Source organism: Mesorhizobium sp. M0983 (genome assembly GCF_040318975.1).
Classification (GTDB): Bacteria; Pseudomonadota; Alphaproteobacteria; order Rhizobiales; family Rhizobiaceae; genus Mesorhizobium.
In genome coordinates, this window is sequence record NZ_JAMYNH010000028.1 from 16,653 (window position 1) to 40,675 (window position 24,023).

At 60.2% G+C, this 24,023-nt stretch carries 24 protein-coding genes, 1 tRNA gene and 1 pseudogene; 14 read left to right on the forward strand and 12 right to left on the reverse strand.

From position 1 onward, the window contains the following. The first annotated feature begins 66 nt into the window (after nucleotides 1-66). Together NKH71_RS29405 and NKH71_RS29410 are read left to right on the forward strand one after the other, a co-directional pair. A complete protein-coding gene (locus NKH71_RS29405) occupies nucleotides 67-606 on the forward strand; it encodes a transporter (RefSeq protein WP_352895694.1) in 540 nt (179 codons plus the stop codon). A 314-nt stretch (nucleotides 607-920) separates the two neighbouring features. After that, on the forward strand, nucleotides 921-4,256 hold the full coding sequence (locus tag NKH71_RS29410; protein WP_352895695.1) for an AAA family ATPase: 3,336 nt from the start codon (nucleotides 921-923) through the stop codon (nucleotides 4,254-4,256). A gap of 98 nt (nucleotides 4,257-4,354) precedes the next feature. On the opposite strand, the gene NKH71_RS29415 is transcribed toward NKH71_RS29410, so the two are convergent. Further along, a complete protein-coding gene (locus tag NKH71_RS29415) occupies nucleotides 4,355-6,091 on the reverse strand; it encodes an adenylate/guanylate cyclase domain-containing protein (RefSeq protein ID WP_352895697.1) in 1,737 nt (578 codons plus the stop codon). A 352-nt stretch (nucleotides 6,092-6,443) separates the two neighbouring features. Here NKH71_RS29415 and NKH71_RS29420 point away from each other — a divergent pair, with 352 nt between their 5' ends. Both NKH71_RS29420 and NKH71_RS29425 read left to right on the forward strand, forming a co-directional pair. Then, nucleotides 6,444-6,686 (forward strand): metal-sensing transcriptional repressor, encoded by a 243-nt coding sequence (locus NKH71_RS29420; RefSeq protein ID WP_352895746.1) that lies wholly within the window; start codon nucleotides 6,444-6,446, stop codon nucleotides 6,684-6,686. 47 nt (nucleotides 6,687-6,733) lie between these two features. After that, nucleotides 6,734-7,069: pseudogene (locus NKH71_RS29425) on the forward strand (cation efflux transmembrane domain-containing protein); the annotation flags it as partial. 383 nt (nucleotides 7,070-7,452) lie between these two features. Here the strand turns inward: NKH71_RS29425 and NKH71_RS29430 are convergent. Genes NKH71_RS29430 through NKH71_RS29440 form a run of 3 tightly spaced genes read right to left on the reverse strand, consistent with a single transcriptional unit; the run spans nucleotide 7,453 to nucleotide 10,840 of the window. Continuing rightward, nucleotides 7,453-9,378, reverse strand: coding sequence for a helix-hairpin-helix domain-containing protein (locus NKH71_RS29430; protein WP_352895699.1), 1,926 nt, complete (start codon nucleotides 9,376-9,378; stop codon nucleotides 7,453-7,455). Continuing rightward, nucleotides 9,375-10,172 (reverse strand): PP2C family serine/threonine-protein phosphatase, encoded by a 798-nt coding sequence (locus NKH71_RS29435; protein WP_352895701.1) that lies wholly within the window; start codon nucleotides 10,170-10,172, stop codon nucleotides 9,375-9,377. Before NKH71_RS29435 ends, NKH71_RS29430 begins: the two co-directional genes overlap by 4 nt. After that, complete coding sequence (locus tag NKH71_RS29440; protein WP_352895703.1) at nucleotides 10,172-10,840, reverse strand: vWA domain-containing protein; 669 nt, start codon at nucleotides 10,838-10,840, stop codon at nucleotides 10,172-10,174. The genes NKH71_RS29435 and NKH71_RS29440 overlap by 1 nt, the downstream gene beginning before the upstream one ends. A 252-nt stretch (nucleotides 10,841-11,092) precedes the next feature. Between NKH71_RS29440 and NKH71_RS29445 the strand changes: the two genes are divergently transcribed. Beyond that, the gene (locus tag NKH71_RS29445) at nucleotides 11,093-11,704 is read left to right on the forward strand and encodes an SH3 domain-containing protein (RefSeq protein WP_352895705.1); all 612 of its coding nucleotides are present in this window, start codon (nucleotides 11,093-11,095) and stop codon (nucleotides 11,702-11,704) included. On the opposite strand, the gene NKH71_RS29450 is transcribed toward NKH71_RS29445, so the two are convergent. Then, complete coding sequence (locus tag NKH71_RS29450; RefSeq protein WP_352895707.1) at nucleotides 11,695-12,498, reverse strand: DUF4236 domain-containing protein; 804 nt, start codon at nucleotides 12,496-12,498, stop codon at nucleotides 11,695-11,697. The genes NKH71_RS29445 and NKH71_RS29450 overlap by 10 nt on opposite strands. Before the next feature lie 161 nt (nucleotides 12,499-12,659). Beyond that, a complete protein-coding gene (locus NKH71_RS29455; RefSeq protein ID WP_352895709.1) occupies nucleotides 12,660-12,929 on the reverse strand; it encodes a hypothetical protein in 270 nt (89 codons plus the stop codon). A gap of 386 nt (nucleotides 12,930-13,315) precedes the next feature. Here NKH71_RS29455 and NKH71_RS29460 point away from each other — a divergent pair, with 386 nt between their 5' ends. From NKH71_RS29460 to NKH71_RS29470, 3 genes are all read left to right on the forward strand, one after another. Then, the gene (locus NKH71_RS29460) at nucleotides 13,316-14,194 is read left to right on the forward strand and encodes a DUF3800 domain-containing protein (RefSeq protein WP_352895711.1); all 879 of its coding nucleotides are present in this window, start codon (nucleotides 13,316-13,318) and stop codon (nucleotides 14,192-14,194) included. A 349-nt stretch (nucleotides 14,195-14,543) separates the two neighbouring features. After that, nucleotides 14,544-15,026 (forward strand): helix-turn-helix domain-containing protein, encoded by a 483-nt coding sequence (locus NKH71_RS29465; RefSeq protein ID WP_292598747.1) that lies wholly within the window; start codon nucleotides 14,544-14,546, stop codon nucleotides 15,024-15,026. Nucleotides 15,027-15,032: 6 nt separating this feature from the next. Further along, nucleotides 15,033-15,140 (forward strand) — tRNA-OTHER (locus NKH71_RS29470). Nucleotides 15,141-15,166: 26 nt separating this feature from the next. Here the strand turns inward: NKH71_RS29470 and NKH71_RS29475 are convergent. Genes NKH71_RS29475 through NKH71_RS29485 form a run of 3 tightly spaced genes read right to left on the reverse strand, consistent with a single transcriptional unit; the run spans nucleotide 15,167 to nucleotide 17,687 of the window. Beyond that, nucleotides 15,167-16,435 (reverse strand): hypothetical protein, encoded by a 1,269-nt coding sequence (locus NKH71_RS29475; RefSeq protein WP_352895713.1) that lies wholly within the window; start codon nucleotides 16,433-16,435, stop codon nucleotides 15,167-15,169. A gap of 20 nt (nucleotides 16,436-16,455) precedes the next feature. Beyond that, entirely contained in the window at nucleotides 16,456-17,364 is a 909-nt protein-coding gene (locus tag NKH71_RS29480; protein ID WP_352895715.1) for an ImmA/IrrE family metallo-endopeptidase, read from the reverse strand. Continuing rightward, nucleotides 17,361-17,687 (reverse strand): helix-turn-helix domain-containing protein, encoded by a 327-nt coding sequence (locus NKH71_RS29485; RefSeq protein ID WP_352895718.1) that lies wholly within the window; start codon nucleotides 17,685-17,687, stop codon nucleotides 17,361-17,363. The genes NKH71_RS29480 and NKH71_RS29485 overlap by 4 nt, the downstream gene beginning before the upstream one ends. 154 nt (nucleotides 17,688-17,841) lie before the next feature. Here NKH71_RS29485 and NKH71_RS29490 point away from each other — a divergent pair, with 154 nt between their 5' ends. Genes NKH71_RS29490 through NKH71_RS29505 form a run of 4 tightly spaced genes read left to right on the forward strand, consistent with a single transcriptional unit; the run spans nucleotide 17,842 to nucleotide 19,891 of the window. Next, nucleotides 17,842-18,063, forward strand: coding sequence for a DUF2188 domain-containing protein (locus NKH71_RS29490; protein ID WP_352895720.1), 222 nt, complete (start codon nucleotides 17,842-17,844; stop codon nucleotides 18,061-18,063). A gap of 16 nt (nucleotides 18,064-18,079) precedes the next feature. Next, nucleotides 18,080-18,352, forward strand: a complete 273-nt coding sequence (locus NKH71_RS29495; RefSeq protein WP_292598752.1) for a multiubiquitin domain-containing protein — start codon at nucleotides 18,080-18,082, stop codon at nucleotides 18,350-18,352. After that, the gene (locus NKH71_RS29500) at nucleotides 18,327-19,502 is read left to right on the forward strand and encodes a ThiF family adenylyltransferase (protein ID WP_352895723.1); all 1,176 of its coding nucleotides are present in this window, start codon (nucleotides 18,327-18,329) and stop codon (nucleotides 19,500-19,502) included. Before NKH71_RS29495 ends, NKH71_RS29500 begins: the two co-directional genes overlap by 26 nt. Continuing rightward, a complete protein-coding gene (locus NKH71_RS29505) occupies nucleotides 19,499-19,891 on the forward strand; it encodes a ubiquitination-like system serine protease family protein (RefSeq protein ID WP_352895726.1) in 393 nt (130 codons plus the stop codon). Before NKH71_RS29500 ends, NKH71_RS29505 begins: the two co-directional genes overlap by 4 nt. Before the next feature lie 145 nt (nucleotides 19,892-20,036). Here NKH71_RS29505 and NKH71_RS29510 read toward each other — a convergent pair whose 3' ends face one another. From NKH71_RS29510 to NKH71_RS29520, 3 genes are all read right to left on the reverse strand, one after another. After that, on the reverse strand, nucleotides 20,037-20,234 hold the full coding sequence (locus NKH71_RS29510) for a hypothetical protein (protein WP_352895728.1): 198 nt from the start codon (nucleotides 20,232-20,234) through the stop codon (nucleotides 20,037-20,039). 323 nt (nucleotides 20,235-20,557) lie between these two features. Continuing rightward, nucleotides 20,558-21,298 carry an SMC-Scp complex subunit ScpB gene (gene scpB, locus NKH71_RS29515; RefSeq protein WP_502900430.1) on the reverse strand — a complete coding sequence of 247 codons (741 nt, stop codon included), beginning with the start codon at nucleotides 21,296-21,298 and terminating at the stop codon, nucleotides 20,558-20,560. Between the two features lie 5 nt (nucleotides 21,299-21,303). Then, entirely contained in the window at nucleotides 21,304-22,254 is a 951-nt protein-coding gene (locus NKH71_RS29520; protein WP_352895731.1) for a DUF1403 family protein, read from the reverse strand. 194 nt (nucleotides 22,255-22,448) lie between these two features. Here NKH71_RS29520 and NKH71_RS29525 point away from each other — a divergent pair, with 194 nt between their 5' ends. Together NKH71_RS29525 and NKH71_RS29530 are read left to right on the forward strand one after the other, a co-directional pair. Further along, nucleotides 22,449-23,663 (forward strand): site-specific integrase, encoded by a 1,215-nt coding sequence (locus tag NKH71_RS29525; protein ID WP_352895733.1) that lies wholly within the window; start codon nucleotides 22,449-22,451, stop codon nucleotides 23,661-23,663. A 138-nt stretch (nucleotides 23,664-23,801) separates the two neighbouring features. Next, nucleotides 23,802-24,011: a type II toxin-antitoxin system prevent-host-death family antitoxin gene (locus NKH71_RS29530; protein ID WP_352895752.1), complete on the forward strand. Its 210-nt coding sequence runs from the start codon at nucleotides 23,802-23,804 to the stop codon at nucleotides 24,009-24,011. The last annotated feature ends 12 nt before the right edge of the window (nucleotides 24,012-24,023 follow it).

Here is a 24,023-nt window from a genome sequence, read left to right on the forward strand (position 1 = left end):
CGGTCGAGCAAACCTCTGCCGCAGCAGGTTGACGGTTCACAAGGCTCACGGGTGGAGTAAAGCAACGTGTTTCCGGAAGCGCCAATTCGCATTGCTGTCATGCTCAGTCCCGCGTCCGGCGACGGTTGTGTTGAGTTCTCTCGGTTCCTTGCCGTCTACTACGCGCTTCTGGATGCCGGCGCTGAAATGCTGCTTGCGTCGGTATCAGGAGGCTATCCCTGGCCGACGCGGCCCAAACGACCCGGCGGGGAAGGCAGCGAACTGGCGGCGCGGTTTCGAAGCGACCGGCATGCTCGCGATGATCTGGCAAACACGCTTACCTTTGGCCAAGTCTTCATCGAGGATTTTCATGGTGGCTTCTGCGTCGGTTTGCCGGGCTCCATCTGGAGCAGCAACGATGACGGCTTGGCGGGGTCGCTGATCGGTCGATTTCTGCAGGCCGGCAAACCGGTTGCAGTCCTCCCAAGCCTGTTCGACATCCAACCGAAAGGCGCGGGTGGCGGCCTGCTTATAATCGGCGATGGCGATTGGCCGCCGTGGCGGGCCGTTCATGCGCTCTTAGCTTCGGTTCCGAGGCTATCTGAGAAAGAGAGGACTCTCCCGTGACGCTCCACAGACGCAGTTTTCTTCGCGGTGCAGCAAGTCCGCTTTCAGGCGGTGGCAAAGCTGGTCTCTACGGCCGAGATGGGGGCGCATTGCGGTCCGGCAGCATCGGTGAAGGTTTTCCGACGCGGGCCAAGGCCGGCCCCGAACGCACCCTCGCGCCGAGCCCCGCATCGGAAAACCTTCACCGGTGCGGAGGCTTGATCACTAGGAGCGTTTCGACTTTTGCTGTCACCGTCGCCGAGCCTACAGCATTTCCCTGGCATCTGAGTTAATGTTGCGGCTGAGGGACCCGAATTCAGCCTTGGGAGAGCTGTGTGGACGTTGCCGCTTGGTTGCGAGGCCTCGGCCTCCAGCGATACGAGCAGGCATTTCGCGACAACGCGATCGACGCGGAAGTCCTGCCGGACCTGACTGATGCCGACCTCGAGAAGCTCGGTATGCTCCTCGGTCATCGCAAGAGATTCCGCAAGGCGGTAGTGGGGCTGGGGCCGTCGTCAAGCCCTTCCCACGCGAGCACCGATGACATCGCGGCTCAGAGCCGCACCCGGAAGCTAAGCGCTGAGCGTCGACAGCTTACCGTCATGTTCGTGGATCTCGTCGGCTCGACGGCGCTGGCGACGCGTCTGGATCCGGAGGACCTGCGTGAGACCATCGGAGCGTATCATCGCTGTGTCGCCGATACGGTCGCCAACTTCGGTGGCTTTGTCGCCAAGTACATGGGCGACGGAGTCTTGGTGTATTTCGGCTACCCGCAAGCGCACGAGAACGCCGCCGAGCAGGCGGTGCGTGCTGGCCTTGCTCTTGTCAATGCCGTTGGGCGACTGCCAGAGCCTGAGCCATTGCGGGTTCGTATCGGCATCGGCACTGGACAGGTCGTCGTTGGCGATCTGATCACCGCCGGTGAAGGGCAAGAGCGCGGCGTCGTGGGCGAGACGCCGAACCTCGCCGCCCGCCTGCAAGCTCTTGCCGAACCCAGCACGGTCGTGATCGGGCCGCAAACGCGGCAACTGGTCGGCGATCTTTTCGAATATCGCGATCTTGGCGCGGTCGAGGTGAAAGGCTTTCCGGAGCCGATCCATCCCTATCAAGTTTTTCGTGAGAGCGATGTCGAAAGCCGCTTCGAGGCGCTGCATGGGGCGACGCCCACGCCGCTGGTCGGGCGTGAGGAAGAGGTCGACCTGCTGCAGCGCCACTGGCATCGCGCGAAAAATGGTGAAGGTCGTGTGGTGCTGCTCTCAGGCGAGCCCGGCATCGGAAAGTCGCGCCTTACCGTCACCTTGCAGGAGCGGATCCAGGATGAGCCACACACCCGCTTGCGCTATTTCTGTTCGCCGCACCATCAAGACAGCGCGCTCCACCCGACCATTGCACAGCTAGAACGTGCCGCCGGGTTGGAGCGCAACGACCCACCTGAGAGGAAGCTGGATAGGCTTGCGGCCCTGCTTGCCCGGACCTCGCCGGAGGACGTGGCGCTGGTGGCCGAGCTGCTGTCGTTGCCGACCGAAGGTCGCTTCCCACCTCTCCAACTGACGCCCCAGCGTAAGAAGGAGAAGACCTTCGATGCGTTGCTCCGGCAGCTCGAAGACCTGGCGCGACAAGGTCCCGTGCTGATGCTCTTCGAGGACGTGCACTGGATCGACCCCAGCTCGCGCGAGCTGCTCGACCTTCTCATCGAGCGCATGTCGCGCCTGCCGATGCTGCTGGTCGTTACCTTTCGCCCGGAATTTCAAGCGCCATGGACCGGGCAGGCACATGTCAGACTGCTTGCCCTCAGCCGGCTGGGCCATCGCGACGGCGCCGCGCTGGTCCAACGGGTCGTCGGCAACAGAGAGCTGCCGAGCGATGTTGTCGCCGAGATCATTGAACGCACGGATGGGGTGCCACTGTTCGTCGAGGAGCTAACCAAAGCGGTGTTGGAGAGCGGCAACGCCAGGACAGTGCTCTCAAGAGCTGCTGCGACGGCGTTGAACGTCCCCGTCACACTGCATGCCTCGTTGATGGCGCGGCTCGATCGCCTCGGCTCATCCGTTAAGGAGCTCGCACAGGTCGGCGCGGTTCTCGGTCGGGAGTTCTCCCACGAATTGCTGGCAGCGGTCGCACAGCGAAATGCCGCTGATCTAAATGGCGCACTCGATCAACTTGTCAGCGCCGGTCTGGTGTTCTGCCGCGGGACGCGGCCACTGGCCACTTACCTCTTCAAGCATGCGCTCGTTCAGGACGCAGCCTATGGCACGCTGCTGCGCGCCAAGCGCCAGGAGCTACATAAGCGTGTCGCAGATGTGTTGGAGGAAAAGTGGACCGAAATCACTGAAGCGCAACCCGAGCTCCTCGCGCACCACTTTCAGGAGGCTGGGGATTGGGCGGGCGCGCTCGATCACTGGGAAAAGGCGGGAGGGGCAGCCGTGGCGAGAGCTGCCACCAGGGAAGCCGTGTCGCACTTTGCCAGTGCGATCGACTGCAGCAGGCGACTTGGCGACGTCTCCGGCGGCGCCGAACGGATGACACGTCTCCACCTTGCGATGGCCAATGCCTTGATGCAGGCTGAAGGGTATCGTTCCGAGCGCCTTGGGAAGACGCTTGAAGATGCACGTCTTGCCGCCGCGAACGCGGCATCGGTCGAATTGCAATGTGACGTTGCGCTTTCACTCGCTCCATTTTTTTATGCCACTGGGCGCAATCACGATTACCTGACCCTGGCCGAAGAGCAGCTCGCAAACGGTGCCGATCTCCTTCCGACGGCCTATCTGAGTGGTCTTTGGGCAACGAAGGGAATTGCTCATTCCAACCGAGGAGAACAACCACTGGCAGCGGAGGCTTTGCGGAATGCCTTAGATCTGATTGATCGTGTTGACCCAAGTCGTCGCATTTCGTTCGCCGGTGCGGATCAACGTGTGTCTGCCCAGGCATATTTTAGCGAATCGCTGATCATATTGGGTTTCTTTGATGCTGCAGTCGAAGAGAAAGAGCGCCTGATGCGAGATTTTGACCAGCTCGATAAGCCATTCGACCTCGCGTGGCATCTTCTCGTGCAGTGCCAATTGTGCGCGCTACTCGGCCAATACAAGGAATTACTCGATAACGCTACGAAGATCGTCGAGATTTGCGATCGGCATGGCTATGCGGCGCGTCGAAGCAGCGGCATTAGGTGGCGTGGCCATGCCCGCTCGCATTTAGGTGAACTGGATGCCGGCATCGATGACGTCCGGGAGAGTATGATTCTTTGGCGTGGGCAGGGCGTCGTATTTCATACCCCTGAGAAAACATGCGAACTTTGTGATCTTCTCCTGCGGGCCGGCCGAATCGACGAGGCATCGCAGATGCTTGATAATGTCGATACCCTCGTTTTCGATACGGACGAAGCGAGCTGCCTAGCAGAATGTATTCGCCTTCGTGGCCAAATCGCCGCGTGCAGAGGTGACCTGACGGGTGCCGTGCACCTATTCGAAACAGCAATTGCCACTGCCCGTCGGCAGCAAGCAAAACTCTTCGAGCTTCGCGCCGCAACGGAACTGGCACCACTTCTGGCACGTCAAGGTCGTGTCCACGAGGCCGCGGCGCGTCTGCAAGCGGTGGTCCACACATTTGACACTAAGTATCCAATCGTCGACCTCATCGCGGCACAAAGGGCGCTGGACGCCCTGAGCCGTTGAGGTCGCCCCATCCTGCGTCGGTTCAGACAAGGTAGTTTGTGCCGATTTGATGCAAGCTTAGCGCGTACCCCACAACGACCTCCAGCGCGGCACGGCGCTCACACGTCCACCCCTGCTTTGCGAAACCCCTCGAGCCACAATTCACGGTCTTCGGCCAGCGCGCACATGCCTGCACAATTGCGGGCGAATGCCGGAACGTCGAAACCTGTCGGTGCCTCGCCTAGAATTGCTTTTGCCTCATCGATCTGCCCCAGTTGGGAAAGGCACATCGACTGAAGCAATCTTACATAGAAAGGTGCGCCGTTAATTGTTTTGTAGGTATTAAGGGCTCCATCAAAGTCACGCATTAGATACTGTACGTCTGCCAAGATAACCGTCCATCCCGGCGGTACGCGTGGCTCAGCCCGATATACGCGTTCAATTATTTCCCGTGCGCGATTGCGTTCGCCTATGAAGGCGAGAACTAGTGCGCGCGTGGCGGCCGTGGAGATGTCACGCGGATTGAGTAAACTTGCACTATCAGAGTATCGTCTTGCATTGTCTCCATCGCCGAGCATTAGGTACGCAGCTGCTACCTGTTCAAGCACGTAGGCGTCTGTCTTGTCGGCAGCGATGGCTCTTTCAGCGTATCCGCGAGATAGTTCGGCGATTTTCATGTGACTGTCACGTGCGGATCCGCTGAATCGTCTATAGCCATACAGGCCACTCAACATGGCCAACGCTCTCGCATATTGAGGATCAACTTTGATCGCCTGATTCAGGCAGCTTATAGCATCCTCCTCATCGCCATTTCTCGAAGCCTGCCTGCCGCGCAACCACAAACTATAAGCGGTGGTGCTTGTCGTCGGATTTCGCTGACGAGCTTTGCTTGCTGCTTCATCTAGATTGTAAAAAAGCCGACCAAGAATAGCATCGACGATCTCATCCTGAACCTGAAATATGTCTTCAATTTTCCGATCAAAGTTTTCTGCGAACGCGTGAGTCCCAGTTTGAACGTCGATGAGTTGAACTGTAGCACGGACCCTGTTGCCGGCCTGGCGAATGCTTCCCTCAATCACAAAATCAGCCCGAAGCTTGCGGCCTATCTCCGCCACATTTATGGACCGATCCTTGAACAGAGCTGTCGTGTTACGTGCAATCACTGACAGATGTTGATAGCGGGAAAGCTCCGTGATTATGTCCTCGGTTATTCCATCCGAGAAATAGTCTTGTGCTGGGTCGCCAGACATATTTGCGAACGGCAACACCGCCACCGTCGTACGCTCGTTGCCCCTTAAGAATTGGGCTTCTTGGACTCCTTCTGCGTCGCTGGGCCTAATGCGATAGGCGCGAATTGTCCTGGATATATTCTTGAGGGAGCTTTCCCCAATATCCTCGATTGAAATCTCGAGCTTTCCTTGAATTGCGTCGTACATTTGGCCCGAGATGCAAATACCTCCCGGCTCGGACAGGGTTTCAAGCCGAGCGGCAATGTTAACACCGTCACCGTAGACATCCGACTCGTCCTCTATGATGTCTCCTAGGTTAATGCCTATCCGCAACCTGATCCGGTTAGCATCTGCTAGCGTTTCATTTGCCTTGGCCATGCGGAGCTGAAGTTCAAGTGCACAACTCACCGCATTTACTGCGCTTGCAAATTCGGCCAGGATTCCGTCACCCATGAACTTGACGATTCGACCTGCGTGCTCTCGAACGGCCGGCACCACGATCTCCCTTCGCCGTTCCTTGATCACATCAAAAGTGCCGAGCTCATCCGCCTCCATGAGGCGGGAGTAACCAACCACGTCGGCCACTAAGATGGCAGCCAAACGGCGCTGCGCAGCATTTCCAACCACTGCCGACCAACCTCTTCGTTCCCATCGCCGCTAACCAATCTACAACACGGCGCAAATGTCTGCCAGAAACTTGCCTCAGCACGGTCGAGCAGGTTTTTGGCGCGTGGTTCGCCCTGGACACCGGAGACAGCGACCCTGGCGTGCGATTAGCTAACAATTGCCGTTGTCGCCCCGACAAGCGCCCGATAGCGCCGTTGGTGGGTGGCCGGTGCCTGGATGAGCGAGAGCTACGTCGTTGGAACTCGGCATCACAACGCCCACAAGGTCATGTCTCGCCGTGCCGCCAATGCGGACACTCGAATTGATATTGTCTTAGAGCGAACGGTCGCACGTCCACGAAACGCACCCTGATATCGTGAAGCGCGTGAAACGGGCCTGCGGGCATGTCAAAGGTATAATTGAGATGATCGAGGCGGGCCGCCCCTGCCTCGAGATCGCCCAGCAACTTCATGCCGTCGAGAAGGCGGTCTGCCAGGCAAAGCGAACCCTGATCCAGGACCATCTCGATCATTGTCTTGAAGCCGTCGTCGGTCCGCTGGAGCAGGAACAACGCCGCTCCATCGACGACTTCAAGGAAATCACCAAGTACCTGTGAGACGCGCCATGATGGATAAAATACGGGACTAGTTCGGTTTCGGTCCGATGACACAGGGCTTCGGTGGCCATGGGCCCAATCATGGCGAGGGCGGGCATGCCCACACGCACGGCGTCATCGATCCGACGATCGCGACGACCGACCGGGGTATCTGGGCAATAAAATGGTCGTTCGTCATACTGGCCATCACCGCGGCGCTGCAGTTGGTGATCGTGTTCCTCTCCGGCAGCGTGGCGTTGCTAGCAGACACGATCCACAATGTTGGCGACGCAGTCACCGCCATCCCATTGTGGGTCGCCTTCATGCTGGCCCGTCGCAAACCGAGCAAGAAGACGTTCACCTACGGGCTGGGCCGGGTCGAGGATCTGGCCGGCATTCTGCTTCATCGGCAATGAAGCGGTCGCCGTGTTCCGTATCCGAGGCCACGTCGACGCTGCCGAAAATCACGACGTTCCGCGACTGGCTGTTGGCCGAAGCCGCCGATGACGTGCGCCGCCTCAAGACACTCTCTCCATAGGCTCACACCTCCGAAGCGCGGCCTCCAATGCGGTCAATAACGTCCGCTTTTAGGCAGTGGCACAACTAATTTGAATGACCGACTGGCGGCGCAAAGCCGCCGTTCACCTCTCTTCAAGTCAGCGCTCCGGCCGGCAAAAATCGTCGAGGCCTCCAACGTGAAATCGGTATTTCACACTGACGCGCAACCAGGGTGATGAAGGTATGCCACAACTCACCGAGCCTGATTGGCGATCCAGCGTTAGCCGTCTCAACCTGAAATCGCGGCAACGTTTGCCGACGACTGATCCAATACCAACCGCAATCGCTCCATTTCCGGGCGACTGTGTTCGCGGGCGGCAAGAATCTGGGCTCTTGTCTGCTTGAGTTGCTCAAGACCGAGAATCAAGGCGCCCTGCAGCCGCTTGCGGTCGCCGAGAATATCCTGGTCAATCTGCGCGATATCGCGTGGATCGATCGCCCGTGAGGGATCGAAGACAAAGCGGGCTTCGACGGACCTTCGCCAATTCAACAACTTCTGCGCGGTTTTGGGTCCGAATCCGGGCACGCTGTAAAGCTTGTTCCTCTCGACATCGAGCGCTGTTTCGACGCCATACGACTCCAGGACCTGTTTCTTGCCCGGTCCAATGCTCTCGATCTTTGCCGATGAGATTTCAAAGTTGTCCAGGAACCGGTGCAACTGCGCCTGACGACGGTTGCGCTCGAGCTCCGAGATCCTGGCTACCCGTTTGGAAGGTAAGATGTCCCATTCGCGCCTGAGCCCGGCGAGCACCGTTTTTTGCCTGTCGAAGGCATCCGGCCCGGCCCTCTGCATCCACGTGGTTTGCGCGTTTTTCCACTGGGTGGCGGCCTCGCCGGCGATGCGCCGGTATTCCGCAGCCTCTCTGTCCCTGTTCAAGAAACCTCTCAACCCCAGAAAAACCCCCAAGGCGATGCCCAGCACCCAGATCTGCGCCATCATCAAGCCAGCGACGCCGACCACTGCGGCCGCTATCCCTGCCCGGAAGTTGGTGCGGCGCGCGTACCCCTTGAGCTTCAGGGCGTTGGGATCTGGTGTCACATTCTTTTCTGGGACGGTCGGCACCGACCCGGGATGCGGGATGGCGTCCACCTGCCGCTGGAATCCGGCGATATCGAAAAGCGTCGCCCCGCCGGCGGGAACAACGGTTGAGAACAGCGGGACGCCCGTAGCGCCTTCCATTTTGCACCAAGGGCATGGCGATGAGCCAAGTGACCAGTGGCTGGAATTGGCGGAGCACTGCTTGAGGTTCGCTTCAAGTTCGGCCAAGGCAGCCACCCAGTCCCGGGCCACGGGCCTGCCAGCCGACGTTCCCTTTTGCGAGAAGGCATCCTCAAACATTTTTGCAAGTCGTGGGCCGACGATAGCGAGTTCGGGGGAACTCGGAGGCCTCGCCATTCCAACCGCGGCGGCGTTCGCCCCGTAGGGAAAGCGGTACTCCTCGATCGCCTTCGAAATCGGCATGTCGCCGGTTCCCGCGTATCGGCCGGCAAAGGGGTGTTTTCCCATGAACAGCAACAGGAAGACCATCACGGCCAAACCGAAATTGTCGTGATTGGGCGTCCTCACGATGCCGGAAAACGATCTGTTCTGCAGCTCCGGCGGCGTAAAGGTCTCGATGCCCACCTCGCAAAGATATTGCTGGCCCAGATAGGAGACCTGGAAACTGTCGCAGTCGATCAAGCGCACGGTAGCGTCCTGCGCAACGAGCACACCGCCGTGATTCACATCGCCGATGACGCAGGCGTTGTCGTGAACGGCCGCAAATGCCCTCGCGGTGTTTGCTGCCACGCGTGTCAGAAATCGCCAATCAACCCGCTGAAAGTCGGTTCTGCGGCTTTTGGGGCTATAGAGCTGATGGATGCTCTTGCGACCGCTGATCTTCGGCATGATCAGCCCGATGGGCTTGCTGTCCTTGGAGCAGACAAGCCCCGTCGGCCAGGCCGTCAGCTTTTCGAGTGAATCGGTCTTGATCTTGCCCATGGCCCGGATCTTGTCGATCCTCTGCTGCTCGAGCGGCCGGTGGTAGATTTTGGCGACATGGTTCTTGTGTGCAGCCAGGTCGTAGACTGCGCCCTCGCCGCCCTGGCCGACGATTTCGCCAAGCTTCAGGGCTTCCCCTCGCAGGGTGAACACCTCGCGGACCCTGGCATTCATTTTGCGGCCACCATCGCTTCAGCTGGCGATCTTGTGGCTAGGATCAACGACTTGTCATCATCGGTCCTCTCGCAGATCTGCGGCGAAAGCAGATAAGCCTTCAGCCCATCCGACAGCGTTGTATCCTCGCCTGCCACCGCCGATCGTCTGACAGCCGGGAACATCGTATCGAAGAAAGGCTGGTGAACGCTGCGCGAAGCCTGGTGCAAGACGAGATTCTCGATACCGTCCGAGAACAGCGCGACCTCATCAATGCGCCGCGGCGCGAACTCGAATTCGAGGACATCCGCGACATTTGACGACGTGACGAAGTTCGTCGTGTTGGCAAACTCGCCGTGCTGCGGCCAGAACACGTAGGACCATCCGTCTTCACTGCCGTGGGAAACGACCATTGCGCCGTCACCGACCTGAAAGAACACGGTGCTCGTGGGACCGAGGATGGCAACCAGCAGCGTGCATGCATAATCGCGCACCTCGTGCCCGAGTGCGCGCGCATGAGCGGCGATGCGCTCGGCAATTTCGGCCACCCAGCCCAACGCTTTTGACCGGTCGATCTGATCGAGCGCACCGTCCTCTGTGAAGTGCACGAAAATGAGCTCCAGCAGATTCTGCCCGGCCAGCCAAGACCCAACCTCCGAGTGCGCCGCACTGCCAGCGCCGTCGCAGACGGCGGCCGCGAGGATTGGACCTTCCCTGCCCTGGATCAGAGCATGGACCGAATTATCCTGACAGGGCTTGCCGGCAGTGACATGCGAAGTGCCGATGGCGCTAGCCGACGCTATGCGCCAAGACATCACACCTCAGCCCAACCTGCGGGAGATTGGAGCACCACGGTCTGTCCGACCTGCGACTGCGAGACGCCTGACAGCGATGCTGAGAGCCATGAGAACAGCTCGCGGAATTTGAGGCCACTTAGCTTCAGCGGCTGGCGTGTGGAGAGCTTGGCAAGGATGTCCATGTTGGCACCCTCGACGCCAACGGCGAAGAACGAAAACGCCTTTGCCGCCTCGCCGGATTTGACGGCGTGTTCGGCAGCAACGATGCTGTCCGTGGGTGCGCCGTCCGTCATCAGGAAGACCCAGGGGCGATAATAGGAGATGCCGTTCGCGCGGTACTCATCCTTGCGACGTCGCAACATCTCTAGGCCTTGCTCGATCGCCGCACCCATTGGGGTGTCGCCGCTGGTCACCAACGTGCTCGGCGTAAACAGGTCAGCGGTCTGGAAAGGCGCGACGATGTTGACCGGTCCGAAGGTGACGATCGCGACCTCGACGCGTTTCATCGCCAGGCTGTCGGCCGCGAGCTCGTCCTTAAAGGCGACAAGGCCCTGGTTCAGCGCGTCAATCGGCGCTCCGTTCATCGAATAGGACGTGTCGAGCAGAAGGAGGCATGGACAGCGAGGTTCGGGGTTATCCGCGAACTCTGCAGCCCCAAACGGTATCTGATCAAACTGGTTGGACATTTTACTCGCCTTTTCGCCGAAATATCGCTTCCCGCAAGCCCGGGTCTCCCGGTATTCGGCAGGTGAGCGTCCAAAAATTATTGAAACCGGAATTGCAAAGCGCGTCGATGCGCTTGCCCGCCCCAATTTTCAATCCCCTTCCCTATCTACAGATGCTCGGTTTCTGCTGTCAATTGACTTGAGATTTAGCCACCCAAAAGTCGATTCGACTTTCGCGGACTGCTCTGTTTTGTATTGTGCAGGGAGGGTGAAATGGTCAGCCAACAACGGATCGGCTGGGGCATCGCGGTTTTCTGCGCTATCGGGTGGGCCATGTCGAGCATCGACGCCCGATCGCCACCCCCCGCCCCGCCCGCGGTTCCCGCGGCAACCACCGCCGTGGTGCCTGAGGTGCAGCCGAGCAACGGCTCGATTGCCTATGCAAAGCCCGACGCGGTGGCTACCCAGGAGCCCAACCCCGCCACGTTGGTTCGCTGGCTGTACACCACCAAAAAAGTCCGTGTCAGGGTCGCGCCGGACACCGGGGCGCGTATCATCACCACGCTCCCGTTGGGCGACCTGGTCCAGACCAACGGTCAACAAGGCGACTGGTACAACGTGACGGTCTCCGCACGGATCGGATGGATCCATGGCGACTACCTCAGCGAGGCAAAGCCGGTCGAACTGACTTCGACCACACCGGTCGCGCCAGCTGCTGCATCAGATGACGGCAACGTTTCGGAGCATGCCTCGGGCGATCCTGTTAGAGACGCCGTGGTCGGCAGATGCGATTGCCCATACGACCTGATGCGCAACGGGCGTTTATGCGGGGGCCGGAGCGCCTACAGCAAGCCTGGCGGCAGGAGCCCGGTGTGCTACTGGTAGGAAGGCTGCGCAGCCATGAGCGAGAGGTTGATCCACCCCAATGTGACTTCGTCCTTGCTGACCCGGGCCCAGCGGCCATTGATTTCGACCACCGTCAGAGCGGTGCCGGCCGGCACCTGCCTCACCACGGTACCGCCCATGGAAGGATCCGAACGGATATTCGCGGTCCTGGTCACGACTGCCGTTGGAAATTGCTCGCTTTGCGGCTGCTCGACCGCTGCCGAGGAACCCAGATCGGTTCCCGATGAAGTGCTTGGTGGTTTCTGATCACCAGCGGAGGTGGGCCAGCTATCGCCAACGGGAGCGCCCTGCTGAACCGGCGCTTTGGCTGCTTCCACAAATGGCGGCAGATTCGAAGGGCTGATGTCGCGGCTTGCCGGCGGCAGCGGTGGGGTCTGTCCTGGTTCCTGGTGGACGGTTCGGGGTGCCAATGTCAGGTTTGGCGCAGCGCCGGATTTTGTGTCGGAATTCTGGGCCATCAAGGCCGCCCCCACACCGAGGACGCCGATAGCAACCAACGAGACTTGCGCCGCCCGGCTTCCCCTGGCGGCGTGGTAGATCAGGGCCACGAGTGCTGCGATCAATAGACCCAGAAAAAGAGCTGATTTACCGCTGCGCTTGGAAGCATAGGACATGCCCGAACCGGGAAGACCAACCGTGCTCTGAATGCCGCCACGACCCATGTTCAACGTGGAGCCGGGCTTGCCAAAGGAGGCACTGCTGAGCCCTTTCCCGGTGACGTTCAGGCGAACGCCGGGAATAAGCCTCAATGACTTTCTGTATCTAAACCCCACTGCGCCCCCGCGCGTACTTTGAAGCGAACATTAGCGTTGGGGCACTTACGAAGCAACGTCCGTTTCATAGAACTCGAGGCCAAGTAGTCTATCGATTTGAAAGTCCCGTTCGCGCTTGCCGGGCTTCGTCGCAACGGCCTTCACTTTGCCGGGCCTTTATCCTAAGGCGTCCCGACGTCGATCTGCAGCACCGGAAGCGGTATGTCCTGCTGCGCAAGATATGATTTGAGGGTTTCCTGGAAATGCTCAATGTCTGGCAATACCTTACGGCCGACGCTGATGATTTCATCGCCCTTTGGCTCTTTCGCGAATACAACGTTGATCTTAAGATCCGCCAGCGACGGGTTCAACGCGAGAAACCGATCGAGGGTATTGTTCAGAGCGGTGCGCTCCTCGGGCAGCAATTGATCCAGAAACTCATAGCCCTTCATCCGATCGATAAGCTCACGTCCGGTCAGCTCTTTTGCTCCCCTCCCCACCACGGTTCGATCGAACAGGTGACCAAGGAGGTACCTGTTGAGTTTCTCAAAATTCCTCGGTTTGCAGGTAGGTCAACAGGAACTCCCCGACCACCGCCTGCTCGTTGACAGGCGATAGCACCGGGTTTTGTTGGCTCCCCGACCCAGATGTTTGGCTTGTTCAAGGCCAGGTTTGAAGCCTCCAATATTCTAAAAACCGGGTTATCGTCTCTGTATGTTGGTCGAACGGCTGCTTCTCCCATTCGGCCTTCACTCCAGGAATCGCCTGTACGAGTAGCCGTGAAGCCGCACCACAACCGAGGCACTGAATTGCCGGCCCAGCTGGCAACCAGATTACTATGCAGATTTCGGTTTTTGCGCCAAGCTGTGCGGACAACGAAAGCCTGCCTGTGACAAACCGCGAAATCCACCTCTACCTCGACGACAGCGGCAGCCGCGAGCCAGACCGAGAGCCCAAAGAGAAGCGCCGGGACGAAATGGATTATTTCGCCCTCGGCGGGATCCTCATCAACGAGGAAGACGTCGACGAGCTCTATGCCTGCCACAAGGCGTTCTGCCTGAAGCACGGCATCACCTACCCGCTTCACTCCTGGGCGATCCGGGGCGGCCGTGGCGACTTCGGCTGGCTGAAGAAGCCCGAGGCTGCTTTTGAGTTCCTCGGAGATTTGCAGGGGATGCTGCTTGCGCTGCCCGTGATCGGCATCGCCGCGGTCATCGACCGGCCGGGCTACGTTGCCCGCTACCGGGACCGGTATCAGGACCAGTTGTGGTTCATGTGCAAGACCGCCTACTGCATCCTGATCGAGCGCGCCGCTAAATACGCCCGCAGCCAGGATCGCAAGCTGCGCGTGTTCTTCGAGCGGGCCGGCAAAGCCGAGGACCGCGACCTGATAGCCTACACGAGGATCCTGAAGACGCAGGGGATGCCGTTCGACGGTGCCAACTCCGCCAGCTACGGGTCGTTAACCGCCAAGGAGTTCAAAGACATCGTGCGCGGGGAGCCCCGCGGCAGAACCAAAGCCACACCTATGTTGCAGATCGCCGATCTCTACCTCTATCCGATGGCCAAGGGCGGCTATGAACCGTCCTATCGGCCCTACAGCGCCCTGATGGACCACAAGCGTCTCATCGACGCGCACCTGCCGCCCGAGGACCTGGCATCCTGCGGCATCAAATACAGCTGCTTTGAACGGATAAAAAACAAAGACCCGGACTAGCCGGGCCTTCGTTTTGAAAAGTTCGGCTGGCGCCTGGCGCCAACCCCGGAGCGATGCTCACACGCAAAGTATGGGTATCGACGCTCTCTTTGTCAACACCCCGGGTGAACCTCAGGTCAGGGGGATCCTACCTTATCGCTTGCATATAACACGGTTCGTCTGATCGACACTTCATATTATCAAGTCCTCTTCTTTGGGTGCAGCGCGGTTCCCCGGCCCCTGAATCCAAGGACATAGGCCGGGCGAACCTTGAAACACCCTCCCCCTGAATGCAGAACCGCCCCCCATGCCCTTGCGTCATCACGGGAAACCACCATATCTGGATGCAGTTCACCACAGGGAGCCTCATATGGCCCAGCCAGAAACCGCCAAAGCAGACGTCGACAAGCTACGCACCAACGAGAAGAAGTGGACCAAGGCACTCATGGCCACGGGCTGGAGCGCTTTCCCCAACATCATCATCGAGAAGCAGCAGGCTCTCGGCCTCGATGCGCTCGACATGAACATCATCATCCACCTGGTCCAATACTGGTGGCTGCCCGACAACCTGCCCCACCCCTCGGTCGAGACGATCGCCAAGGCTATCGGGGTGACGCCCCGCACCATTCAGAAACGCATTGCCGCCCTCGAGGCCCTTAAACTTCTTGGCCGGGAAGAACGGCGCAACACGCCAAATGGCAGCATGACGAACCGCTATCACTTCGACGGCTTGATCGAGGCCGCCAGGCCGTTTGCCCTGGAAAAGGCCGCTGAGATGAAGAAGGCGGCCGAGGAGAGATCGAACCGGTTGAACCGTAAGAAGCCGCAGCTGGTCGTGGACAACGATGCATAGGCAGATCGTGGCGTAGCTCAGAGGATAGAGCGCCTCGCTTTCGACCTGGGTGGTGCGGGACACCACTATCTAGGGGCGAGGAGGTCGCATGTTCAAGTCCTGCCGTCACGCCCATCGATGTTCACCAGCGCCTGGCCCTCCTATGCGACTGGAAAGGTCGCGAGATTGCCAGCGTGCGATCGCATCTCCAGACGTCGATCCTGGTATTTTCCGCGGTAGTTGAACAGCGCCAGAAGCTGCATTTCAAGAAGCCATTGTGAGGCGTCCCAAGCGTGGAAAATGTCCATGTCGTAATTGAAGGGCGACGAATGCGTGACGCCGTTGCGGAATTCGGTCAGCAATGAGAATCCGTCGCGAGCCGGCTGCCCCTTCTTACCTTTCAAACGTTTGCGAAGCCGGTCGGATTGATCGGCCGGATCCCCTTCGATGTTGAGCAGGCGGGTACAAGCTCTGATTTGTTCGGCAAGACTGACATTGCGCAACATCGAGACGCTCCACCCGCCCCGTGTCCCCAGAACATAGGCAGCGAGGGTTTCGAGGCCGGCCGCCGACATGATGACCGCCGTCTCCACCGAATCGTAGCGGGAGAGGTTCGCTATCTTATAATAGGCCAAAGCCCGCCCGACGCCCCGCTTGGCCTCCGGGGTCTGAAAGATGGTCATGTAGCTGGCAAACAGCGCCGGCAAGTCGTCGGCCAACGCCCAATGAAACCAGTTTCTCGGCGCCTCCAGCCTGTCGGCCCGGGTGAATCCCAGAGATCGGAACCCGTTGTGAGCAGCATTGCGGACCTCACCGTATCCAACCCGCGTCCCTTTTATGAATCCAAGGAAGGAGCATATTTGGCCGAGGAATTCATACAGCTTGGCGGCCTTCAGCGGTTTGCCATCCAGAGATCGAAGCAGCGCCCGATGTGAAATCGTGGGTACCAGCGGAAGCCGAACACCCCCGCCGCCCAAGGCCAGGAAGTGATCGAATGGCTGTATGGTCACCGCCAGATTGCCAAACTCCAGTGGAATCCCGACCTTCTTTGGATGGATTGCCGGACCGCACGAAATGACGGCTTCCGCCAATCCCTTGGATTTTCCGGCGAGATCCAAAGGCGAGAATCGCGACGTCGCCGAGAATTCTTCGTGCCCGACAAAGTGATATTTATGGGAAAGCATCAGGAACTCGGCCGTCGTCCCACCCTCGAAGGTGACCTTGAGATCCTGATCAATCCTAACAACCCCCGGCCTGAGAGGTCCTGTCCATCTCAGCTGGAGTTCAAGGTGGTCATCCAGCCGCAGCGAAACATCCCTGAACTCACAAGGCTTGCCTTGAAGATGGATAGCAACAACCGTGTCGGCGAGCTCAATGGGGCCATGCGCCTTGCCCTCAAAGAAGGAGACGACCGAATGCTCTGCGCTCAAACCAGCCTCCTGCCCCGTCCTCACCGGTCGGAAAACAGGCGGCGTTTGAGCCGTTCTGCCGACGTCATTTCGGCTTCCTCGTCAACATCTTCCTCATCGGCGGCGACTGCATCCCGCGACAACATGATGAGCGCGTAACCTTGCCGTTGCAGAAGGACTTGCTCATAGAGCGGCGCGGGTTGGCGACCCCTTTCGACAGGGAGCCACACGCCGGCGTCAGTCTCGTCGATTTCACTGGGCACGCCCATCTCATGCTTCCGGCGATGCAGCAGCGAGAGTGCGGGAACCATGGCTCCGGTCGGGATTGCAAGTCGGGGAAACTTGAGCGTGTCGCGATAGTCGCGCAACATCTTGCCATTCTGCGTCACCACGATGGCGACAGGTTCCTCGCGAAATCTTACGTACGCGCGGCCGGCCGCCTCCTTGCTAACGTCGTACTTCTTGGCGATAGACGACAGTTGGCGGATGTCAGGGTCTTTGCCGACCGCGACATCCATCCGGAACTTCGGGGGCGGCATCAGGAGCTGCGAGGCAAAGCGATTGGCCTCGACCTCCATTTTCAGGCGCCGGTCCCACTCCCCGCCTTTCAGCTCGCGCATGTCCTGCAACTTACACAAGAAGCGGCCTTCCGCCGAGGGTACGTGCGACGGGATGAGAAAATGCCCAAGCTCGTGGGCGATGGTGAAGCGCCGCCGCTCCCGTGGGCTTGCCTCGTTGAAAAGAATCGATCCGTTGAACTTGTCGGGCGTGGTGATGAGCCCGCCTTCATAGCCTTGCGTTGTGAGCGGCACGATTTCGTGGATGTCCAGTCTCAGGCACAATTCCTCGATCGGCACCGGAATCGGCAGCTGCGCCTCGAGCTTCAGGATCTCGAGAACGAGGCGCTCGGGGCTACCCGCGTCGGCAAGATCCATCCGCGTGATGTTCATGATTTTCGGCTCGCTTTCAGCCGCTCGGCAATGAGCGCTATCGTCTCGCGGTCCTCAGGCTCCAGTTCGCTGAGGTTGCGATAAAGGGCAATCAGGTCAGGCTCTTCGTCTGGGGCCGTCGGATCTTCACCCACCAATTCAGCCACGCCAATCTTGTAATAGTCGGCAAGGCCCTTCAGCAGGACCAGCGACGGGTTCTTACTGGCACCGCGCTCGAGGTCCCAGATATGCGCCTTGGAAGCCCCCACCGCATCAGCGACCTCCTGCAAGGATTTCGCGTTCCTCACGCGCAGCTTCTTCAGTTTGACGGCCAATTCTACCATTCAGCCCTTCTCCACGAGTCATAGCGGCGCGCACGCTTGCGCGGCACGCCGTCTGATAAGGCATTACAACATCATACCGTGGGCATTGACGCAAGCCATGCCGTAAGATATAGTTGTACGAGTTTGTAGCAAACAGAGTTTAACGGAGACTTTCATGGGCAAGAATCAGCATGTGGTACCTCGTGACGGACAATGGGCGGTGCTCGGCACCGGCAACAGCCGTGCAACTTCCCTTCACCCCACTCAGGCCGACGCCATCTCTTCGGCCCGGGACATCGCGATCAATCAACACAGCGAAGTCGTGATCCACCGCCGCAATGGCCAGATCCGCGACTCCAACTCGTACGGCAATGACCCCTACCCTCCCAAGGGCTAACAAAAGGAAGCACGCAATGACTGACATCGCCGACAAGAAGGACGATCACGACAAGACCATCACCGTCGTGGTGAATGGCACCGCGCATCAGGTACCGAAGAACCACGACCTTACCTACGCGGAAGTAGTGACGTATTTCGACCCGACCTACCCGCAGCATCCGCAGACGGTCTACTCTGTGACCTACACCCGCGGCGAAAAGCCCAAGGAAGGCACTTTGGCGCCAGGCGGCTCGGTCAAGGCGAAGGACGAGATGGAGTTCCATGTTATTCCAACTAGCGAGTCATAATGCCGACATCCAAAAGCTGATCGACCGGGGCTACGCGCTCCGGCTCGACAGCGATTACCTTGTCGTCAGGGACATCCCGTACCTCGACGCCGAGGGAAATCTATGCTGGGGCGCGATTGTCAGCGTCATCAAAGACATTGACGGCACGCGGGTTCGGCCTGAGGACCATCAGGTCTTCTTTGCCGGCGGCGTGCCGTATGGCCTGGACGGCAAGCCGATACCTATGCTCGGCGGCGGTGCGGCTACCGTGACGCTGGCCAAGAACGACGTTGTGGTGGAGCGGTCGTTCTCCAACAAGCCGCCCGGCGGCCTGCCTGACTTCTTCGTCAAGATCGAGCACTACCTATCGATTCTCTCGGGGCCTGCCATTCACAAATACCCTGACGCCAACCCCTTCACGTTCAACGTCGACGAGGATGCCGGCCCCGAAAGTGTTTTCCTTTTCCGCGACACCCTCACCAGCCGTGCGTTGATCGGCGACCTTGCCGCGAAGTTTGCCCGTGAAGTGGTCGCCGTTATCGGACTGGGCGGCACCGGCGCTTATGTGGTGGACTTCCTCGTGAAGACCAATGTGCTTGAAATCAGGGGCTTCGATCCAAAGCCCTTCCACGTTCACAATGCGTTCCGCTCGCCCGGGCGGCTGTCGCAGGACGAGCTCGACAAGCCGAAGGCCGAAGTCTACCGGCAGCGCTACGAGAACTTCCGCAAGGGGCTGCATTTCGAGGTCAAAGCCATCGACGGCGACTGCGAGGCGGACTTCGCGGGCGTAACCTTCGCGTTCGTCTGCGTCGATAAGGGTACCGCACGGGCGGAAATCTTCGACCTCCTCATGCACCTGGGCATTCCTTTCATCGATGTCGGAATGGGGCTAGTCCGCCAAAACGGCGCACTCGCCGGCATGGTCCGCACGACGACGTTCCTGCCTGAAAACGCCGCCGAAGTCCGCGGCAAGGGGCTGGTGCCCCTCACCGACCCGCCGGGCGACGAGTATCGGCTCAACATCCAGATCGCCGAACTCAACGCGCTCAACGCCAGCATCGCCATGTTGCGCTACAAGCAGCACTGCGGGTTTTACGCGCACGGGGTGCCCGCCTATCATTTGCTGATGAACACCGTCGTGCCACACCTGTTTGCGGAGCCCGTCGAGTGACGGAACTCCGCCTCAAGAAGGTCCGCTACGTTCCCGCGGAGCCGGAGGCCGGTGTTTTGTACGTCTCTGACGAGTACAAGATCGCCGTGCACCTGTGCGCCTGCGGTTGCAGCAGCAAGGTCCCGATTTCCCTCGGGCCAGCCGGGTGGACTGTCAGCGAGCGCAATGGAAAGCCTACCGTCTGGCCGTCAATCGGCAACGGACAGCTGCCCTGCCGGTCTCACTACATCATCACCGACGGAAAGATCCATTGGGCGCCTTCCATGAGCGCTGCCCAGGCCGTGACCGCCTTGCAACACGACCACCGTCGCCGCGAAGCCCACTATCGCAGGCCGAGGTGGTGGATTCGGGCATGGAAGACGGTTCTCGGATGGATTGGCCTCGGCTAGCCGTTTCCACAGCGTCAAGGATGGGCACAGGTTACCGTAGTATCACACTCAGCTGCGAGACGCTCATCGTGTAGATGAAGTCAGCTTGAGGCTGACCGAGCCCGGCCCCGACCCATCTGGGCTCACAGCCATCGAAACCTTGCCGTCACTTCTTGAGCAGCTGGCTCAGTGAGCTCACGTTTTCGCGCTTCAGCAGGGTCGAAAGCTTGGCGTCACCACGGATTCCGGGGGCGAAGTCCTCGCCGTAGGTCTTGCGAAGGGTTTCGACCTTGGTATTGCCGTGCTTCTCGCTAATCCGTCCGTTCTGGTCACGATGGCGACCGTCCAATCCAGGTTCACGCATTGTAAAGCTCCATCTTGTCCCGAAGGAATCGGCGACCACCACTAATGGTAGCAACACCTGGGCATTGGCACAACGCCGCGATCCGTAGGCGGGCCATGAACATGGCGACTATTCAAGCATCGCACCGGCAGGGCCGTCGCCCGGTGTGCGCTTCCAATAAAGCCACGCGGCATGTGGTGCGCCACAAGCCGGCCCAATCCCCGTCCGTTTTGCAACGTAAAGATTCACGCAGCCAGGGTTAGCCATGGCAAATGCCTTTTTCATTGGGACGAAGCCGACCGTTTGCAACAGAACCGCCCAGATCCCATCAAGCATCCCCTCTCTCAGGTACCAAACTCAATACCCTCGCTACTAGCGCTTGCATCTTCCTCTTCGCCGTCAATCTCTCCGCTGGGAAACCCGACCGGAATATCCCCCGCCAGCAGCTTATCCTTCGACAGCAATCCGGCGTCCTCGAGCGCTTCGAAGTCCGGCAGGTCGCGCAGCGTGTCGAGCCCGAACTCCAGCAGGAATTCTTTGGTCGTGACGTAGGTGTAGGGCGCGCCCGGTGTCGGACTGCGCGGGCCGGACGCAATCAGCTTCGCGCCGCGCAGATGGCCGATCAGGTCGCGGCTGATCTCCTTGCCGAAGAAGCTCGACAGCTCGGTGCGGGTGATCGGCTGGAAGTAGGCGATGCACATCAGCAGCAGCACCTCCGACTGCGCCAGGCCGACAGCCTTCTCACTTCCGCCGACGGCCGCGTGAATAGCGTCGGCATAGGCGGGACGTGTCAGATGCTTCCACCCGCCGGCGACGGAGACGAGGTCGTAGGGGCGCCCGCGCAGCTCCTCGCGAACATCGTCGATCAACAGGTCAATGCTGCAGTTCTTGCCAACGATCCGCGCCAACGTCTCGCGACCAATTGGCTCGCTTGAAGCGAAGATCGTTGCCTCGACGCGCTGCATCCATTCGCGCCAGCGTGCTTCCGGCGGAAGATGATCGAGCTCACGGTCGAACAAGTGGCCATGTGAACGACCGTCGGCTGGTCGCCTCTTGCCCCTCAGTGTGTGCCCAGTCTCCGTCATGATTTTCACAGCCCGTAGGTGCGGAAGGTCGAGCGGCCGGACAGTTCGCGAACGGCGCCGAGTTCCACCAGCCGGTCGAACAGTCGGCGCAATCCGCGGTCGCTCATGCCAGCAATCTCTTCCGAGGCGACGATCGCGTCTTCAGAGAGGAGTCTATCGACGACGGCGTCCGCCGCCTTGGCCCTGAGTTTCGGGGCGACGGCGAGCAGCTTATCCGCGCGGCGCCCGAGCTCAGCGGACAGATCAGTCGCGCGCAGCGCAGCGCGCGCCTGGGCGGCAAGCAGCATTTTCGCACGCTCGGATCCGTCCTCGATAGCAGTTGCCCTGATGACGGTCGCCGTCCGGCGCGATCTACTCGCACCCATGCCCAAAGCCTCCTCGGTGCCCAAGAGCGGTACTGCATGTATCCACCCCAGCCGCTGGGCCAGCAGAGCGTCGGCGATCCAAGCTCCGACGGCGCGCCCGAAGCCGTGACGCTCCGCAGCCGCCACGGCGCGGGTCAGCATCTCGACCGTTCCGGTGCCGGCGTTGAATTGCCGGAGTTCGCCCGCCAGATCACAGACAGCCTCGTGGCCGCGGGCGTGACCAAATTCCTCCAACACCGCAGCGAGACCTTTTTCTGTCAGGAGACCCACCGCGGGCCGGGTGGCCAGGCGGCGCCAGGCCGAAGACATCTGGCCCGCGGGGCCGACGTCATCGCCGGGGCGCGTCAGCAGCACGGCATCGCGCAGCGCCGCTTCATCCTCCACGCGGCCAGCCTGTTTCACCGTTACCGCGGCTGCCGTTAGCGCCAGGCGCTGCCGCCAGGCACCGGCCCATCGCCCTTGGCGGTGAACCACCGCGTCAAGCGCGCCGATGGCAGCGCCCGCTGTGAGCGCGACGTCTTCAACATCTTTGCTCGCAAGGCTTTGTGCATCCGGGATGGCGCGGCGCAGCCAGGCCGGCACGGCTGCCATCGGCGCGGTCGAAGGGGCACCGGCGAGCGTGGCTTGGTGGCGCGGAGAGGGTTTGGGACGCAGAATCATCGAAAGTACGATGAATCATAGCGGCGCTTTTGGCAACAAAAATGGACAATAAGCGCTGTGCCTGTCGTGCTGATAGAATGAACGATAATGTTGCATTATCGTTCGTATTGCTCTTTATAGAAGAAATGGCCATTTTCGTCGAGCAAAAGCCCAAAAATCACGCTGAGCGACCCTCCGGAGCGTCCCACAGCACAGGGCTGGCCGACGATGTTTCGGCTGCGCGGACGTCGGCCGATCTCGTGGCACAGGCCGAGGACGACCTGCCTGACATCATCGACGTCGTTCTGGAGATGGGGAAGACGCCGGAAGAGTCGGCCGAAACTCCCTCCCCTCCTCCGGCCATCGCCAATCCCCGCCTGCCGACACATCTCGACGCGCTCGCCGGCCGCGCGCGAGAGTATGTCGAGGCGGCGAGCTCGGCCAACACGCGCCGCGCCTATGGATCGGATTGGCGGCAGTTTTCGAGCTGGTGCCGGCGCCAAGGCGTCGAGGTGGTTCCGCCCGATCCCCAGGTGGTTGGACTTTACATCACGGCCCTTGCATCCGGCACGGCCTCTGGGGGCAAAAAAACGGTGGCGACGATCGAGCGCCGGCTATCCTCGCTGACCTGGAATTATACGCAGCGTGGCGAGCCGCTCGATCGAAAGGACCGCCATATCGCCACCGTGCTCGCCGGCATCCGTAAGAGCCACGCAAAACCGTCTGTGCAGAAGGAGGCCATACTTCCCGAAGACCTGATCGCCATGCTGCAGACGCTCGACCGGGGCACCCTGCGCGGCTTGCGCGACCGCGCCATGCTGCTTCTCGGCTTTGCGGGCGGCCTGCGTCGCTCCGAAATTGTCGGCCTCGACGTCGGCAGGGATCAGACGGATGACGGCCGTGGCTGGGTCGAGATTCTCGACAAAGGCGCTCTGGTAACCTTACGTGGCAAGACGGGCTGGCGCGAGGTCGAAATCGGCCGCGGCTCCGCCGACGCCACCTGCCCCGTGGTTGCGCTGCAGACCTGGCTCAAGCTGGCCCGCATTGCCCACGGGCCGCTGTTTCGGCGTGTCACAGGACAGGGCAAAGCAGTCGGCGCGGAGCGATTGAACGATCAGGAGGTGGCCCGCTTGGTCAAGCGTGCCGCGCTGGCCACCGGCGTCCGCGGCGATTTGTCGGAAGGCGAACGACAGCAAAAGTTCGCGGGCCATTCGTTGCGCGCAGGCCTGGCCTCCTCAGCCGAAGTCGATGAGCGCTATGTGCAAAAGCAGCTCGGCCATGCCTCAGCGGAAATGACGCGTAAATACCAGCGTCGGCGCGATCGCTTTCGCGTCAATCTCACTAAGGCGTCCGGGCTCTAGAAAAAAGTCCCCCCCTCCCCTGTCACGGTCACTAAGTCATTTTTATGTAGTCACGATAGTCACAATGGTCACGGAGGCCAGAATGCAGTCTGCTCCAAAGAGGATGCCAACTGGACCGTCGCTCGGGCCAAGGCGCGGCTGTGGGAAGTCATCGAGCGTGCGCAGGCGGCGCCGCAAACGATTACGCGCAACCGTAGGCCAAGCCTCGTTGTCGTCTCCGCCGAGGAATGGCAACGCAAGACGGTGCGCAAGGGTACGCTTGAGGAGTTTCTGCTGGAGTCGCCGCTACGCGGCGCGGAACTCGACCTTGAGCGTCAACGCGATGAACCGCGTGATCTGCCGCTGTGAGGCTACTGCTGG